15 protein-coding genes are annotated in these 16,254 nt (G+C 45.6%); 7 read left to right on the top strand and 8 right to left on the bottom strand.

The annotated features are described in order from the left end of the window. Nucleotides 1-243: 243 nt before the first annotated feature. Entirely contained in the window at nucleotides 244-1,689 is a 1,446-nt protein-coding gene (locus ACVBIO_RS07490) for a DUF4145 domain-containing protein (RefSeq protein ID WP_447172313.1), read from the bottom strand. Nucleotides 1,690-1,816: 127 nt separating this feature from the next. Continuing rightward, the gene (locus ACVBIO_RS07485; RefSeq protein ID WP_447158945.1) at nucleotides 1,817-2,563 is read right to left on the bottom strand and encodes a hypothetical protein; all 747 of its coding nucleotides are present in this window, start codon (nucleotides 2,561-2,563) and stop codon (nucleotides 1,817-1,819) included. A gap of 207 nt (nucleotides 2,564-2,770) precedes the next feature. Between ACVBIO_RS07485 and ACVBIO_RS07480 the strand changes: the two genes are divergently transcribed. Then, a complete protein-coding gene (locus tag ACVBIO_RS07480) occupies nucleotides 2,771-3,289 on the top strand; it encodes a DUF2780 domain-containing protein (RefSeq protein ID WP_447172312.1) in 519 nt (172 codons plus the stop codon). Nucleotides 3,290-3,400: 111 nt separating this feature from the next. Continuing rightward, nucleotides 3,401-3,862 (top strand): tellurite resistance TerB family protein, encoded by a 462-nt coding sequence (locus tag ACVBIO_RS07475; RefSeq protein ID WP_447172311.1) that lies wholly within the window; start codon nucleotides 3,401-3,403, stop codon nucleotides 3,860-3,862. A gap of 171 nt (nucleotides 3,863-4,033) precedes the next feature. Here ACVBIO_RS07475 and ACVBIO_RS07470 read toward each other — a convergent pair whose 3' ends face one another. After that, complete coding sequence (locus tag ACVBIO_RS07470) at nucleotides 4,034-5,011, bottom strand: LysR family transcriptional regulator (protein WP_447170079.1); 978 nt, start codon at nucleotides 5,009-5,011, stop codon at nucleotides 4,034-4,036. Between the two features lie 238 nt (nucleotides 5,012-5,249). On the opposite strand from ACVBIO_RS07470, the gene menD reads away from it, so the two are divergent. The 4 genes from menD (at nucleotide 5,250) to menE (ending at nucleotide 10,401) form a co-directional block, all read left to right on the top strand. Next, nucleotides 5,250-6,959: a 2-succinyl-5-enolpyruvyl-6-hydroxy-3-cyclohexene-1-carboxylic-acid synthase gene (gene menD, locus ACVBIO_RS07465; protein ID WP_447172310.1), complete on the top strand. Its 1,710-nt coding sequence runs from the start codon at nucleotides 5,250-5,252 to the stop codon at nucleotides 6,957-6,959. Continuing rightward, nucleotides 6,959-7,774: a 2-succinyl-6-hydroxy-2,4-cyclohexadiene-1-carboxylate synthase gene (gene menH / locus ACVBIO_RS07460; protein ID WP_447172309.1), complete on the top strand. Its 816-nt coding sequence runs from the start codon at nucleotides 6,959-6,961 to the stop codon at nucleotides 7,772-7,774. Before menD ends, menH begins: the two co-directional genes overlap by 1 nt. A 14-nt stretch (nucleotides 7,775-7,788) precedes the next feature. Continuing rightward, nucleotides 7,789-8,874, top strand: coding sequence for an o-succinylbenzoate synthase (gene menC, locus ACVBIO_RS07455; RefSeq protein ID WP_447163516.1), 1,086 nt, complete (start codon nucleotides 7,789-7,791; stop codon nucleotides 8,872-8,874). A 69-nt stretch (nucleotides 8,875-8,943) separates the two neighbouring features. After that, nucleotides 8,944-10,401, top strand: a complete 1,458-nt coding sequence (gene menE / locus ACVBIO_RS07450) for an o-succinylbenzoate--CoA ligase (RefSeq protein WP_447172308.1) — start codon at nucleotides 8,944-8,946, stop codon at nucleotides 10,399-10,401. A 25-nt stretch (nucleotides 10,402-10,426) separates the two neighbouring features. On the opposite strand, the gene ACVBIO_RS07445 is transcribed toward menE, so the two are convergent. The 5 genes from ACVBIO_RS07445 to ftsY all read right to left on the bottom strand — a co-directional run bounded on the left by ACVBIO_RS07445 (nucleotide 10,427) and on the right by ftsY (nucleotide 15,528). Next, a complete protein-coding gene (locus tag ACVBIO_RS07445) occupies nucleotides 10,427-11,104 on the bottom strand; it encodes a hypothetical protein (RefSeq protein WP_447172307.1) in 678 nt (225 codons plus the stop codon). Nucleotides 11,105-11,706: 602 nt separating this feature from the next. Next, the gene (rpoH, locus tag ACVBIO_RS07440; RefSeq protein WP_447158955.1) at nucleotides 11,707-12,564 is read right to left on the bottom strand and encodes an RNA polymerase sigma factor RpoH; all 858 of its coding nucleotides are present in this window, start codon (nucleotides 12,562-12,564) and stop codon (nucleotides 11,707-11,709) included. Nucleotides 12,565-12,901: 337 nt separating this feature from the next. Continuing rightward, nucleotides 12,902-13,867: a permease-like cell division protein FtsX gene (gene ftsX / locus ACVBIO_RS07435; protein ID WP_447163520.1), complete on the bottom strand. Its 966-nt coding sequence runs from the start codon at nucleotides 13,865-13,867 to the stop codon at nucleotides 12,902-12,904. Between the two features lie 9 nt (nucleotides 13,868-13,876). Continuing rightward, complete coding sequence (ftsE, locus tag ACVBIO_RS07430; protein WP_447158957.1) at nucleotides 13,877-14,569, bottom strand: cell division ATP-binding protein FtsE; 693 nt, start codon at nucleotides 14,567-14,569, stop codon at nucleotides 13,877-13,879. Between the two features lie 71 nt (nucleotides 14,570-14,640). Next, entirely contained in the window at nucleotides 14,641-15,528 is an 888-nt protein-coding gene (ftsY, locus tag ACVBIO_RS07425; RefSeq protein WP_447172360.1) for a signal recognition particle-docking protein FtsY, read from the bottom strand. Between ftsY and ACVBIO_RS07420 the strand changes: the two genes are divergently transcribed. Then, a complete protein-coding gene (locus tag ACVBIO_RS07420) occupies nucleotides 15,527-16,117 on the top strand; it encodes a pentapeptide repeat-containing protein (protein ID WP_447172359.1) in 591 nt (196 codons plus the stop codon). The two genes, ftsY and ACVBIO_RS07420, sit on opposite strands and share 2 nt — an antisense overlap. Nucleotides 16,118-16,254: the final 137 nt, after the last annotated feature.

Raw genomic sequence — 16,254 nt, 5'->3', positions numbered from 1 at the left:
TCAGAGGATTAAAGAGTTACAGGCTAACAGGAGCTAAGTATAGCAGGGTACTGAACATGAAAAGAACTCACCCAGCAGCCCAATCGAAGTCAATCTTTGGTGCTAACCCATGCATTGATAATTATATTTTATCACTGATAATGCATAGTTATTATGAGGTTGATTCAAGTTTAGCTGCGGAGTTAAGCGCGAATAGCGACTGAATGGGGACAAGAAAGTACAACATAGACTAGACGAACAATGCTACGGGCTCGAGTCATTACTCAGCCTACTTGTAGGCTCTGACAATAGTTCTGCCGCTTTGTGTAATGACACACGCTCTTCTTTTGAATCGCTCACCGCTAATACCGCATCGACTTGGTGTGATAATGATCCCCATAAAGGCAAGATCACATCTAGCTCTTCCTGATTCGCTCGCTCCCGTGCCATTTTGAGTAAGGCGGCGGCAGACACCACATCAATGTGCCCCAAAATACCATCGGCAAGGGCGATACTCAGCTCTATCATGGCTGGGACACTGTGGCCGTATTTAATCACTTCACGTAAGTAAGATTCTGCCTGGGAGAGATCTTGTCCTAATGCATTATCATCATGCAACATGGTTTGTGCGCGTGACAGCATAGCGTCAACCTGCCCTTGCTCTGCAGCCTCCGCCATCCAATAGGCACTCTTTACGCTGTCTTGCTCACAGCCTTCACCGCGAGCTAGCATCAAGGCTAAATGAAATTGTGCATGAGGAAAACCGGCCTGTGCCGCCCGATTAATATACTTATAAGCCGTGGGTAAATTATTTTGCTGGTAATACAGTACCCCAAGATTGGCCATCGCTTCTGATTGCTCAAGCTTAGCTGCCTGACTTAGAAATTTTTCGGCCAGATTTAGGTCGACACTAAATTGCTCGCTCCCCACCAGATAGAAATAACCTAGCAGTGCCATAGCATTGGCAATTCCTGCATCTGCAGCTTTAGCAATCGCTCGCTCACCAGCGGCTACGTCAGTCTCTCCACTGTAGCCATGGATTAAAGACACGCCGTGCTCATACAAGGCATTTAACTCTTTTTCCGAGGCTTGGGCGAACCAATAGCTGGCTTGTTTCAGTGAGGCTGTTGAGCGATCTTCCACCGCCTCCTGACCACTATCGTGCAGTGCCAACTCTTGCTCACGCTGCATCAATGCCCGCGTTTTTAGCGACATACCCACTAAATACTGAGACTCGGGATCTCGCTCCATTACCGCACGATAACAAAGATCTCGTCCCGCCAATGAATCAAACTCTTCGAAGTAATAGTCGGGTTTATCTTGTTTCGTCACGCTCACAAACAGCGATTCAACCAAAGACAAAAGGTGCTTGATCGAACGTTCACTTAGTTGCTGTAACTGATCTGGAGTCAGGTGATATTTTTCAGGGTGGGCGCCACGGTTACCATCGCTTCTAAGCTTATGCAGTGCGCGTGTGGTTTTAACATCTATGAGTCGGCGTTGATTTAACTGCTCGATACGATCATACAGATTAGGGCTTTCAAAGTGCACTGTCTTGGGTTCAGCAAGCAAGCTGGTGAGCTTATGACTGAAGCTACGCACATGCAGTAAAGCCTGGGTAGGAACATCTTTTACATAGCTTTTAGCCTTGCGATAATCCTCGCCTAATTCCGCAGAAAACAGATTCACGAATTCAATATCGTTCAACAAGACGTATACCCCTAACCACAACCGAAAAATATCGCTGCTTAAGCGAGTCGCAATTTTAAACTAACACGCTAACCCGGCAGCACTTTACTCGAAAGCAAAATACTGCAAGGCTCAATACAATACTGATTTAATCAGTGCTGCTGTCGTTTTCTTGAATGTTGCCAGGCGTTTCAGGAGTCGGACGCGACACCATATACAAACGGAACAGGGCAACGTTCACAAATAGGCCAAAGAAGGCCACAATCACTTCGCCAATAAGCTGTACAGGAAGGCCACCTAGCTCAGTAATTTGTGCCAATATGCCACCAAATAGCGACAATGGAATGTATAGCAATAGCACGACAATTGTTTTAAGTACGATTGGACCACTAAAACTAAAGCTGCGCTTAATAGCTTCCATTGGGGTCAGTCTTTCAACCACAACCATGAAGTTAACGAATGCCAGGCGAGCAAACAGATAAAGCGATACAAAGATACCGATAATCATCAAGTTGACATTAATCGCAGCCAAAATCATCACTGGCGCGGCAACGGCAAGACCCGAGAACACTCCCGCTAACAATAGCGGTGGAACAAAGTTCAAACCCGTCTTTAAGATCATGCCATTACTTGGGCTGTGACCTTGAGAACGGATCTCTAAAAATAACGTTAAAGCGGCGATCAGGAACGAAAATACCAGCAACAGCACCATCATGGCGACCATGTGGCTAGTGCCAAATTGTGGGTTTTCAAGATCGGCAGAACTAATCTCTAAACTTAGCCATAGTTGTATACCAACTTGTATAAATAAAATTGGTACAAACAAAAATGCTAACTGACTAATATTGTTTCGAAAAAAGTTAAAAGCTTGAGTCAAAATTGCTGACAATGGCATAGGGTTTTCCAAAAGATAAAATTCAATAACACGAGTTAACGCTAAGGATACCCAAGTTTATAAATTAATGCACAATTGAAATCACTAATTACACCACTCAAACTGAATATGTGATTCGTATTCGTTGGTGTCGACAAACAAAAAAATGCAAACAAATTGTTAAAACCGCTAGAATAGACAGAATATAAACAACTAAGGACAGCCCAAATGAAATTAACAACTGCAAGTTTGCTTGCCATTACCGCCCTACTGAGCACTCCAGCCAGTGCTGGAATTTTGGACCAATTAGGCCAAGCAACTGAAACCGCTAAAGCACCGAGCGAGCAAGCCGAGTCAAGTGACTTAGTCGGTAGCGTGATGTCACAACTGGGTCTGAGTCAGACCCAAGCTAAGGGTGGATTAGGCAGCTTGCTTTCACTGGCGAAAAGCTCTTTAGGTAGCAATGACTTTAGCTCAATAGCAGATTCGATCCCAGGGATCGATGGGCTGTTAAGTGCAGCTCCTGAGCTAAACAGTGACTCAGGCATGTCTGGTTTATTATCAAAAGCCGGTGGCTTAGGTGAGTCTCTTCAAGGGGGTGCCATGGTGTATGACGCCTTTGAAAAGCTAGGGATTTCAAAAGAGTTAGCAGCGCCTATGGTCGATATTGTAAAAGGATACTTAGACACCAACGGTAGCGCTGGCACAGCAGATCTACTGATGAAAGGCCTTAACTCTATCTTATAAACGCCTTTCTCCTTCTCAGTTATCGGCGTATAACTGAGAGGGAACTCTCGATGAAAATAGTGCTCTAAATATCATTATAATCACATTCCCTCTTCAGCTTTAGGAGTTAATATGCTTGCAAAACTCAAACATTTCTTTGCTAACCCACACGTCAAACTATCTGATGAAGAGCTCGCCGAACATTTAAATCTAGCAGCTGCAAGCCTACTTTTAGAAGTGGTGATGGCTGATGAGAGTGTGTCTGAGCAAGAAAATAAACTCCTGCCAGAGCTGTTAACCACCACTTTAAATCTCAGCATTAACGATGTAGAAACCTTGATTAGTGATGCAAAAAAATCACAAGAGAAATCCACCTCTTTGTATGAGTTTACTCAAGCGATTAATGACAATTTCGATGTAGAACAAAAACAGCAGCTGATCTTAGCAATGTGGCAGCTTGCCTATGCTGATGGTCATTTATGTCGCTATGAAGACCAAATTATTCGCCGCACTGCTGAGCTTCTATATCTGCGCCATAGCGAACTGATCCAGATGCGAAATATCGCCATGGAACAAATCGGAAAGCCCTCTTAGACTTAGCAGGTTTTAGAATGAAGGTTCATTCTAAAACCGCATTAATCTTATTAGATGATTATGTACCAGTTAACCAGCGGAGAACCGTCTAAATGAGTTACCCTCCGCCAACAACATCAAGTTAAAATACCTATACTTGAGTGAGTTAACTTGGTTTCCATCCTCTTATCATTACGCAGCCTGAGCTAGCTTTTGCTGGTCATATAATTCTTGAGCAAGCGTGAGCTTTTCAGTTAACAGCGTCGATAACGCCTTAGAAAAATCATTTTCATGGGAATGGTGATACTGCAAATAGTAGGTATAACTTTCACGGTCACGGCTAGGAAACAGCACCTGATTATAAAAATCCGTTGCATCGATATAATCGATATCATTCCGGTTATTAAAGTACAGATGAGAGAAGATGGAGGCTGTCCAACACACATCATCACACTTAGTAAGATGATTGAGCGCCATCGCTAAACTCGTCGTTTTAAAACTCACTTTAAGGTCTAAGTCATGTTCTTTTGTATAACTTTCAAACCAATGATCAACTAAGCCCACTTTAGAGTAGTTAATAAAAACCAGCTTATTTTCGAGTAGATGCTTCAGCGTCAACTCTTTCTCAAATAATGAGTGCCCCTTCTTTGCAGCCAGAAAGTAATACTTAACGTCTCCAACCTTGACGTTCTGTACTACATCAGACGCTTTAGCGTTTACCGTAATTGCGAAATCGACTTTTCCCTGAGCCAATAACTCTTGCACATTATCGCTCCAAGGTTGAATGCTCACCGACATATCTAGCCCTTGGCGCTGACAAACTTCAGTAATCGATTCAACCAAGAATCCAGATAAATGCTCTTGAGCTGCGATCACTAATTGATTTTTAGCAGGGCGTTGAGCAGTCGCATCAGCCATCTGTTCATAGGCCTGAACAATAGATTTGGCGATAGGATATATTCTATCCGCCATTACATTAGGCTCAACACCATATTGGCGCCTAACAAACAATTCATCACGGATCACCTCTCGCATATTACTTAAAGCGCGGCTCACCTTTGGTTGTGTCGTACTAAGTTTCTGGGCAACAACCGAACCATTTTTAAACTCAACTAAGCCAACAAACACCTTGAGAGTAAAATAGTCTAACTTCGAAAGTTCCTTACGCATCAAATCCTTGCCTAAAAAAACATTTTATTAATTATTGTATACAATACTATAACACTGAAAAGTATACGATTTTGCTACCCCAATCACATCTACACCTAATTGTAGGTATAAAAATATAAAGACTGACTCTCTCTATTAATGCCTGACAAAATGCTCGCTAAAGAAAACTCTAGAGTGATCATACTCCTTTAGCCTAAAGCAAGTTAAACTAAGGCTATCAATGAGATGGTAAATACCTATGCAAACTGAACACACAGCTGAACTGAACCTGCTTTGGGGAACGTTAATCTTAGAAGAACTGGCCCGCCTTGGTGTAAAACACGTCTGTATGGCGCCAGGTTCCCGTTCCACCCCATTAACTCTAGCGGCGGCAAAACAGTCGAAGCTCAGCCAACATATTCACTTTGATGAAAGAGGCCTAGGCTTCATGGCGCTGGGCTTAGCTAAAGCAAGCCAAGCGCCTGTTGCGATTATTACCACGTCAGGGACTGCAGTCGCTAACCTTTACCCTGCTGTGATAGAAGCTTGGCTCACCCATGTGCCTTTAATCGTGTTATCTGGCGATAGACCGCCAGAGCTTATCGACTGCGGTGCTAACCAGGCCATTATTCAGCCCGCTATTTTCGCGCAATATGCTAAACAGCTAAATTTGCCAACACCCGACATGAATATCGCGCCACAAGCGCTACTGAGCATGTTAGATGAAGCGGTGTGTAACCAATCACAACCCGTGCATATCAACTGTATGTATCGTGAACCTCTATATCCAAATGAACCTAGTGTCGATTTTTCTCGCTATCTAGCGCCAGTGACCCAGTGGCAGCAACAAACCACGCCTTACAGTCGGTTCGCTCCAATGAATACAAGCCAAATGCCGACATCTGATGCTCTTGCCCGTTTTGTTCATGGTAAAGGAGTCATTGTTGCCGCGACACTCGCACCCGAGCAACAACCTGAGCAGCTCATCGCACTTGCACAAAAACTGGGCTGGCCCATTGTCACCGATGCACAGTCGCAACTGAGACAGCATGGCGGCGCAATCGGTAATATCGATCAACTGCTGCACCAGCCAAAATCAAAGGCACTGTTAGCTCAGGCTGAAAAAGTCATTGTGTTTGGCGGTCGTATTCTGTCCAAACGCCTCATTAGCTATCTCAATGACCAAGACTGGAAAGATTATTGGCAAGTACTGCCGCAGCAACAACGGCTTGACCCCAGTAATAAATCTAAGCAGGTTTGGATTGCCCCAGCCCATCAATTTGCCGCGCTCGCCTGGCCAAGATCGTCACAAGCAAATTGGGCACTAAACTTAGTTCAATTTAACGATGAGTTAGAAACCCTGTATCAGCAGCAGATTGATCATGCCGAGTTTGGTGAAGCGCAAACCATTCGAGCGATTGCCAAGATGCAAACCAATGAGCAGCAACTGTTTATCGGTAACAGTCTTCCCGTGCGCCTGTATGACATGTTCGCACCTATCACCACCGGCAGCGCAACGGTTTTCACTAACCGCGGCGCATCAGGCATTGATGGCTTATTAGCTACCGCTTGCGGTGTCGCTATTGCCGAGGCCAAACCAACGACACTCATCATTGGCGATATCTCTGCGCTACATGATCTTAATTCGCTGGCAATAGCCCGCAGTGTCACCAGCCCGTTGGTGATCGTCATTATCAACAACGATGGCGGTAATATCTTTAATTTATTGCCTGTGCCCAATGAGCAGCTCAGAAGCGACTACTATCGTTTATCTCACGGACTTGAATTTGGTTTCGGCGCTGCCATGTTCGGCCTAGCCTACAATCAAGTCGACTCGTTAACCGACTTTATAGAGTCCTACGAGTACGCTATGACCTACTCTGGCCCCTCTGTCATAGAAGTCACAGTGGCCCAGAACCAAGCCAGCGAGCAGATAGCGCAAGTAGCCAATTGGGTAAAGCAAAGCTAATGCTGAGCTATCGCTGCGCAGGCCAAATAGGCTCGCCAGCCGTGGTATTCCTGCACGGCTTTTTAGGCAGCAAAGAAGACTGGAATGAGGTTGTAGCGCAGTTACAAGATGACTTTTTTTGTATTGCTCTCGACCTGCCCGGCCATGGTGATAATAACCTTGAGGCTTGTCAGGCAAACCCATTCCTCTTGCCCACGCCGGGGTTTAACCGCTGTGCAGAGCTTATTCAAACGACCTTATCGACGCTTAGCATTAGCCAATACCATTTAGTGGGCTACTCTCTTGGCGGGCGTATCGCATTGCATATCGCAAACCTGTACCCTCAGCACTTACTGAGCTTGGTTTTGGAGTCTTGTCATCCCGGTTTAAAACAAGAAAGTGATAAACTTGCTCGTAAAGAGAGTGATTCAGCATGGGCATTAAAACTGGCAAACCTGCCCATTAAACGCTTTTTAGGCCTATGGTATCAGCAAGCTGTATTTAGTGATTTAACCGACGTTGAACGCGTCCACTTAATCGACAAGAGGGCGACCAATAAGCCACAACTGCTAGCCAATTGCTATCAAGCGACCTCGCTCGCCGAGCAAGGCGACCTTTGGGATACACCCAGTCGATTGAGCGTCGTTACACACTTTATAGCAGGCCATCAAGACAGTAAATTTATGGCGCTGGCCAAATGCTGGCAACAACAGCAAGCGCTAGAGTTACATGCTATTGAAGCCAGCGGCCACAATGTGCACTTAGCAGCGCCCATCCTCTTTGGTAAACTACTAAAACACGTTTTTACCTCGACTTCTAACTCGACTTCTAACTAAAGAGTGAGCACTCAATGACAGCAACTCAACAGCAAGCAGCCCCATTAACTCTTACTCAATTGAGTCTGCATCAGTTTGCTATCGACCTAACTAAGCCACTGCCAGTAGGCAAGCAGCGCATTGAGCAGCGCCAAGGCTTAGTACTCACTGGAACAATTATGACAGCCGATGGCGATAGGCAAGAGTCGGTTGAGATCTCACCGCTTAGCGGCTCCGACAGCCAAGGGCAAATGATTACAGGCTTTAGCCGTGAGACATTAGCAGCGGTTAGCCAGCAACTCATTGAAATATTGCCATTGCTGCACCAGCAGCCAGCCGATAAGCTGTTAGACATTGCCGAACAAAGCGCGATTGCTAATCAATATCCCGCACTCGCTTATGGCCTTAGCCTGCTGCACGGTAAACTGCACGGCAAGTTAGACAGCCACCTAATAACGCCACGTACCGTGCCGCTTATTTATCGTCATGCCGATGAACCGCTTAACGCCGTCGCAGACAAAGTCCGCTCTTTGCCTAAAACTATTTTTGCCGTAAAAGTTAAAGTGGCTCAAGACTCATTAGAAGATGAGATCAAGCTTATTCATCAGATCTTAGCGATTCGACCCGATCTAAAATTGCGTTTAGACGCTAATCGAGGCTTTAGCCTGGAGCAAGCCATAGAATTTGCCGCCTGCATACCACTTAACAGCATTGAGTATATTGAAGAGCCCTGTCAAAACCCTGAGGATAACCACGCGTTTTATCAAGCCATTGAGCTGCCATGGGCACTGGATGAAACACTCAATAGCCCAGACTATCAATTTGAAATGCAACCAGGGCTACGTGCGCTAATCCTCAAGCCAATGCTGCTTGGCAGTCTCGAGACGTTACAACGACTGATTGATACAGCTGAAGAACATGGCGTTCGCTGTATGTTAAGTTCTAGTTTAGAAGCCAGTTTAGGTATTGACGCCTTAAGCCATTTGGCACGGATCATGACGCCAAATGAGATCCCAGGGATCGACACGCTTGGCGCCTTTAGTCAGGACTTGCTCGCTCATTCAGGCAAAGCAGACTGTTTAAGTCTTGATGATTTGACGCTACTCGTCGCACTTAAGTAAGCGACTAACTCAGACCTCTATCTATAGCAGCTCAACAAGATCCACATAGGCCAAATAACGGATAACTGCATGCAAGCTAAGACACGCTCACCCATCCACTACATCGCGCAGCGTCACGGCGCTAACGCAGCCTACAAATTTGCAGGTAAAGCGGTGAGCTATAAGGGGCTAAGCCAGCAGGTTAACTCAGTTGCAGAGCAGTTATCAGCGCAGGGGCTGCAAAAAGGCGACCGCCTCGCCTGTATCGCTCATAATTGCCCTCAGCTGCTACTACTCTATTGGGCCTGTGTCGACAGCGGCATCCTCTTTTGTCCCATATCGCCACGCTTTGCTGCTAAGCAAGTCGGGGATCTGATGCAAACTCACAGTTATCGTCACTACTGGCTTGCAGTTGATAATCCGGTGGACTCGTCACTGGTTCTGGCCTTAAGCAATCAAAACCAGTTTGAGTCAGTGGCTGTAGATTTTACACTCCAAAGCCAGCAGCTAGCACCAGCTCTTGAACCTCTCGTTGCCGTTAACGCAATACTCACCTCTGGCAGCAGCGGTACGCCCAAAGCCGCCGCCCATAGCCTAGCCAACCATATCGCCAGCGCGGCAGGTTCAAGTGAACTAATTACGTTAGCTGCAGGGGATAATTGGTTGCTGTCGCTGCCGCTATTTCATATCGGCGGCCTCGCGATTTTAAACCGCTGCGCCCTCGCAGGTGCCTGCGTGGTATTTGAAGACAAGCACCTAACTCTGGCTGAACAACTCAGTCGCGACGCTATCACCCACCTGTCTTTAGTCAGCGCGCAGCTACAACAGCTTCTTGGTAGCGGTAGCGACAACTTAAGCCAGGTCAAAGCCATGCTGCTCGGCGGCGGCGCCATTTCAGCCAACCTGTTAGCCGAACTGGCTAAGCGCAATATCAAGGCCTACACCAGCTACGGCATGACAGAAATGGGATCGCAGATCAGCACCGGTATCGCCCGCAGCGACGGTTCTAGTGGTAACGTCTTATCGGGGCGAGAGTTAAAGGTTATTGATGGTGAAATATGGGTAAAAGGCGAGTGCTTATTCCTTGGATATTTAACCGCTGATGGCTTTAATCTACCGCTAGATAAGGACGGCTGGTTCTACACCAAAGACTTAGGCCACTTTGATGATAACGGCAACCTCTGCATCGACGGCCGCGCCGACAACATGTTTATCAGCGGCGGCGAGAATATCCAACCCGAAGAGATAGAGGCTGCACTCAAGCTTCACCCTATGATTAGCGATGCCATCGTGTTTCCTATTCCCGATGCCAAGTTTGGCAACCTGCCAGCAGCCATACTTAAACTTAACGAGAGTAAGCTTAACGAGAGTAAGCTGAGTAACAGTTCAGCTAGCCAACCTTTGGAAACAGAACTCACCGCATTCCTCGCCGACAAAATTGCCCGCTTTAAGCGACCAAGGCGTTATTACCCTTGGCCAGAAGTCAGCAGCGCAGGGATTAAGGTTGTGCGTAAACAGGTGATTGCAGCAGTTAATCTCGCGAAATAGTGAGTTGAATTTAAGTAATTCTCGATTATTTCACAACCCTCAAAAATGGTGGCAACCTTCTTCCATTTATAACTTGAACTTCATTGTTTAAAAATTCTTTTCTTGCTCGATCAAGAATTGACTCCAATTTCATAAGATAGAGTAAACACAACTCATCAATTGATTTCCTCTTTAACTCATCGTCAATGACTTCAGGAAGGTCAGAGAAAGACTGCTTCACTTCACCTATTGATCTAGGTAAATCCATATAATATTTTTCTTCTGATCCATCAGGTAATGAAATTAACCAGCCTGAACCACCGATATCATCGCCAATAAAAAAAGATGTGGCACCGGGTGGAGGTGTACCAAACTTATGAATATCACTTGGAGAGAAGTTGCTAAGGTGAGCAGTTGTACTCACTTCCATCTTACCTTGCTTCAAAATATTATTTCTAACATCAACAAAGTACTTCATTAATGGATCTTGTTTTAGTTCATTTTGAATTTCAAGGTACCACTCTTCGAAGTTATTCTCAGACGACTTTAAATTCTGAATAACAAATGTAACTGAGCGCCCAAATACAATAAGATTTCTCAATCCCGAGAATTTCCTAGTTTTATTAGTGCTGGACCAATCTTCATAACCAAGTTTAGCAGTGGCTAATATTTCTTCTGCTCGACGAATAATATCTTCAGTCTTTTTATTCTCTACACTTTTCATTATCCACCTAAAAAATTACAGTCACCCTAGCAAACTACCACCTATAAACCATTGTTGTAAATTGATTTTAAACCAAGGAAAAACTTTTATAGCAAGCTAACAGAAAACACCAATTCCCCATCGAAGTTGCCGAAGTACGTTGAAGAAATAGCCGTAATGCCCACACGGATGTGGGCATAGCTTTCGCGGGACAGGATGTCCCATCGGAAGTGTTAGGCTATTTCGAATAAGTATGAGGCCCGTATCTAATGCATGTAACTTCGTCGGGGGCGGCGGGGAGATCCAAGAGGGGGTTGCTGTAGACCCCTTCTTGGCCGAGTGTGAGCTGGAAGCTCACGACCTTTATCAAACGAAGTTTGATTGCTTATAGCTGTTAATCTTGGGTGTGGGCGAAGCGCCACGACGTTAGTTGTTAGACGCAGTCTAACTCAAAGCTCAGGCGTAGCCTGATGCCAAAGGCACATATGCCTAGGTAAACTCCAGACATAAAGCCAAAAGCTGCCCATCCATGGGCTTTTGGCATAAATGTTCCAGACATAAAAAAACCTGCTTGGGTAAGCAGGTTTCAATTATTAATAAAGTCTCTAAAACTAATAATGGAATTAAACTTCCATACAGCCTTTAAGCTTGTTCATTGCATTCTTTTCCAACTGCCTGATACGTTCAGCAGACACTTGGTAAGTCGATGCTAAATCTTGCAATGTGGTCTTGTTTTCATCTAACCAACGCGCTTGAAGAATATGTTGGCTACGCTCATCAAGTGTCTTGATGGCCGATAGCAAACGCGCTTGATTATTCTGCTCCCAGTTGTCTGTTTCAACTTGAGACGCTAAATCTGATGAATGATCTTCAAGGTAATGCATAGGAGCATAATCTTGTTCGTCATCGTTATCGCTAGCCAGATCAAATGCAGGATCTTGCGCTGCCATGCGTGATTCCATTTCGGTCACGTCGGCTTTTGATACACCTAGATTTTCAGCCACCATGCCCACTTCGCTATCGCTAAACCAACCTAAACGCTTTTTAGCTTTACGAAGATTAAAGAACAACTTGCGTTGTGCTTTAGTGGTGGCCACTTTTACGATGCGCCAGTTTTTAAGCACATACTCATGAATTTCAGCTTTAATCCAATGCACGGCAAACGATACCAAGCGTACGCCCACATCTGGGTCGAAACGCTTAACCGCTTTCATCAGGCCGATATTGCCTTCTTGAATCAAATCAGCCTGCGGTAAACCGTAGCCTGAGTAACCTTTTGCAACGTGTACTACAAAACGTAAGTGCGACATAATTAACTGCTTCGCAGCCTGCAAATCACCCGTTTCTTGCAGACGCTTCGCTAGCTCATATTCTTTATCAGCTTCCAACATCGGGATGTTGTGTGCTGAATGAACATAAGACTCGAGGCTTCCACTACTCTGGGGAATCATCAGTGCCATTGATTGCGTTTGTTCTGTCATTTACGCTCCTGCGACTTGCTTACAAAGGTCTTGCTAAAATCTACTTTCGAGCCGCTCATTACTGAAACGGACTGTGAACTATCGACTAATTGACAAAATATGTCAACCATCGACGTTATCTAATATGTACGCTTATGTATCACTTATATAGTAGGTATAGAGTGAGCATACTGACTCACAAAAACCGCTTATCATACCAGCCTAGTACCCAAGCTAAATGCCATTCTTAAATTCGCCAACAAAATATTACACCTAGCTATCGTTAACGCAAATGAAAAAAAGTTCATCATTTAGCCTGAGCTTTTGTTGGCTAGTTGTCAGTTAGAATAGTCTTTTATTATGACGGTTCTATTGCTCTGAGATGCTGACGCACAGAAAGATAGGAACCTAACCACCCCAAAAACGAAGCGAGTAAGACTAATTGCCCAAGTTCAGCAAAGGTGAGAGATTCCATGTGCAACGTACTGCCATATAAACCCAACAATTCCGCTAGCGCTGAGTCCAGATACCAAACCAATAAGTTAATGATAATCCACGCTAACACACCACCTATTACGCCATACCAGATCCCGGTATAAAGGAAAGGTCGCTGAATAAAGGCTTCGGTTGCACCAACCAGTTTCATCACTTCAATTTCAGTACGGCGGTTCATAATCGCTAAGCGAATCGTATTACCAATGACCAATACCACGGCTAATACTAGAAGTGCTGCGATGGCTAGTACAGTGCGCTCTAATAATTTAACGACCGCTTGCAGGCGTTCTAGCCACTCGATATCTAATCGGCCAAAGCTCACTTCGGGCTCTTGCTCAAGCTTACGCAGTAGCTCTCTCGCACCAGCAGGGCTTGAATACTTAAGACTAGGCGTTACCATTACAACGGCCGGAAGCGGGTTTGAGTCTAAATACGACAGCGCCTCACCAAAGCCTGATAAACGCTGAAACTCTTCTAACGCCTGATCACGATCTATATAGCTGACGTTACTCACCTCCGGATAAACCTTCAGGCGGGTAATTAAACTTTGAATCACGGTTTCGCTGCGACCTTCATCAATAAATAGCGATATTTCAGCAGCGCTATTCCAGGACTCGGTAATGGTCTCTGCGTTTTTCACTAATACCTGTAGTGCCGCGGGCAAGCTTAAACTCACCCCCAGTACTGCCATCGTCATGATGGACGATACCGGATTACGCCATAGTTCGCCAAGGCTGGCCATAGCATGTTGAATATGACGGATAAAAAACATCACGATTCTGCCGGAAATTGGCAGCTTGCTGCGGTTTATCTGAGGTTGCTGGCTCATCATTTATCCTCAGTTAGTGCCAAAGTTATCTTGAGTATTTAGCTCTTCGGCACCTAATACTCGCCCTTGCTTAAGCGTTAAGGTACGGTATTTCATTCGCGCAATTAAACCAAGATCATGGGTGGCGATAAGTACTGTGGTGCCTGCATCGTTGAAGGTTTCAAATAGACGCAGGATATCCATCGATAATTTAGGATCTAAGTTACCCGTTGGCTCATCGGCTAATAATAGTGGCGGTTTGTTTACAATCGCGCGGGCAATGCCCACACGCTGCTGCTCACCGCCTGACAACATAATAGGATTATGTCGCTCTTTACCATATAAGCCGACCATATCCAGCGCTCCGGCTACTCGCTTACGAATTTCACCAATCGAAAAACCTTCAATGATCAAAGGTAAAGCCACGTTATCGAACACGCTTTTATTCATTAATAAATGATGGTTTTGAAAAATCATACCGATATCGCGGCGCAGATAAGGCACCTGCGAGCGGGTGACTTTAGCGATATCGTGGCCATTAATCGAAACGCGACCACCGTTAGCTCTTTCGATAACGGTGATCAGCTTGAGCAGCGTACTCTTACCGGCGCCTGAGTGACCCGTTAAAAAGGCCATCTCACCACGCTTTAGATGGAAACTCACATCCGATAGGGCTTTTTGCCCTCCGGGGTAAACTTTACTTACCTGCTCAAATCGAATCATTAATTAGATTTCTTATTAGTTGGTATTATCACATCGAGTATGCAGCTTAAATTATCTTCTATAAGCTAACGCTATTTAACGTCTTTGTCGTCTTTTGTTTGACTAAACAAAGCTTCAATAAAGTCTTTCGCATCGAAGGTACGTAGATCGTCGATCTGCTCACCCACACCGATATGACGAATTGGAATACCAAACTTGTCAGCGATCGCAAAGATAACGCCACCCTTTGCGGTGCCGTCTAGCTTACTGATAGTAATACCCGTTACGCCAACCGCCTCTTGGAATAACTGCGCCTGACTAATCGCGTTCTGACCCGTGCTTGCATCTAAGGTTAACATCACCTCGTGTGGCGCCGTTTCATCTTGCTTCTTCATCACTCGAACGACTTTCTTAAGCTCGTCCATCAAGTGTGCTTTATTCTGCAAACGGCCTGCAGTATCGGCTATCAATACGTCGACATTACGAGCGCGAGCCGCTTGTAATGCATCAAACAATACCGATGCACTGTCTGCACCTGTGTGCTGAGCGATAACCGGAATATTGTTGCGTTGACCCCAAACCTGTAGCTGCTCAACCGCTGCTGCGCGGAAAGTGTCACCTGCCGCTAACATGACCGACTTGCCTTGCGCTTGATATTGCTTAGCAAGCTTACCAATGGTGGTGGTTTTACCCACACCATTAACACCGACCATTAAGATCACAAATGGGCCATCGGCGTTTTCTGGCACTAATGGTACAGAAACCGGATCTAGCGTCTTTTGCATCTCTTCGCGCAGTAACTCATACAGCGCTTCGCCATCTTTTAGCTGCTTGCGACTCGCTTGCTCAGTTAAGTTCTTAATCAAGCGTGTCGTCGTTTCAACACCCACATCGGCAATCAATAACTGCTCTTCTAGCTCTTCAAAAAGATCTTCATCGATCTTCTTCCCGCTAAACAAACCAATAAAGCCGCTACCAATGCTTTCACTGGTTCGTTTTAAGCCACGCTTAAGGCGGGCAAATAAGCCTTCTTTTACTGGTTTAGCTTGCGGTTCTGGCTGCTGCTCTTCTGCCGCTTCTAGCTGTGCCGCTTGCTCTGCAGCAGTTTCAGCTTCAATACGTGCAGCTTCAATACGTGCAGCTTCAATACGTTCAGCTTCAATACGTTCAGCTTCAATGCGTTCAGCTTCAATACGTGCAGCTTCAATGCGCTCAGCTTCAATACGTTCAGCTTCAATACGTTCAGCTTCAATACGCTCAGCTTCAATGCGCTCAGCTTCAATGCGTTCAGCTTCAATGCGTGCAGCTTCAATGCGCTCGGCTTCAATGCGTGCAGCTTCAATGCGTGCAGCTTCAATGCGTTCAGCTTCAATACGCTCAGCTTCAATACGTTCAGCTTCAATGCGCTCAGCTTCAATGCGTGCAGCTTCAATGCGTGCAGCTTCAATGCGTTCAGCTTCAATGCGTTCAGCTTCAATGCGTTCAGCTTCAATGCGTTCAGCTTCAATGCGTGCAGCTTCAATGCGTGCAGCTTCAGCTTGTGCGACTTGCTCTGCAGCAACTCTTTGAACTTCAGCTTCTGCCACGGCGGCATTTTCAGCCGCAATACGTGCAGTCTCAGCTTGAGCCACTTGCTCTGCAGCAACTCTTTGAACTTCAGCTTCTGCCACGGCGGCATTTTCAGCCGCAATACGTGCAGTCTCAGC

The organism is Shewanella sp. 0m-8 (assembly GCF_052977265.1).
This window is presented reverse-complemented; position numbering and strand designations above follow the sequence as displayed.

Excerpts from the sequence above, each read along its gene's own strand:
- ACVBIO_RS07485 (WP_447158945.1), bottom strand. The coding sequence starts at position 2,563 with ATGCCATTGTCAGCAATTTTGACTCAAGCTTTTAACTTTTTTCGAAAC.
- ACVBIO_RS07480 (WP_447172312.1), top strand. The coding sequence starts at position 2,771 with ATGAAATTAACAACTGCAAGTTTGCTTGCCATTACCGCCCTACTGAGC.
- ACVBIO_RS07475 (WP_447172311.1), top strand. The coding sequence starts at position 3,401 with ATGCTTGCAAAACTCAAACATTTCTTTGCTAACCCACACGTCAAACTA.
- ACVBIO_RS07470 (WP_447170079.1), bottom strand. The coding sequence starts at position 5,011 with ATGCGTAAGGAACTTTCGAAGTTAGACTATTTTACTCTCAAGGTGTTT.
- menD (WP_447172310.1), top strand. The coding sequence starts at position 5,250 with ATGCAAACTGAACACACAGCTGAACTGAACCTGCTTTGGGGAACGTTA.
- menH (WP_447172309.1), top strand. The coding sequence starts at position 6,959 with ATGCTGAGCTATCGCTGCGCAGGCCAAATAGGCTCGCCAGCCGTGGTA.
- menC (WP_447163516.1), top strand. The coding sequence starts at position 7,789 with ATGACAGCAACTCAACAGCAAGCAGCCCCATTAACTCTTACTCAATTG.
- menE (WP_447172308.1), top strand. The coding sequence starts at position 8,944 with ATGCAAGCTAAGACACGCTCACCCATCCACTACATCGCGCAGCGTCAC.
- ACVBIO_RS07445 (WP_447172307.1), bottom strand. The coding sequence starts at position 11,104 with ATGAAAAGTGTAGAGAATAAAAAGACTGAAGATATTATTCGTCGAGCA.
- rpoH (WP_447158955.1), bottom strand. The coding sequence starts at position 12,564 with ATGACAGAACAAACGCAATCAATGGCACTGATGATTCCCCAGAGTAGT.
- ftsX (WP_447163520.1), bottom strand. The coding sequence starts at position 13,867 with ATGAGCCAGCAACCTCAGATAAACCGCAGCAAGCTGCCAATTTCCGGC.
- ftsE (WP_447158957.1), bottom strand. The coding sequence starts at position 14,569 with ATGATTCGATTTGAGCAGGTAAGTAAAGTTTACCCCGGAGGGCAAAAA.
- ACVBIO_RS07420 (WP_447172359.1), top strand. The coding sequence starts at position 15,527 with ATGCTTTCACTGGTTCGTTTTAAGCCACGCTTAAGGCGGGCAAATAAG.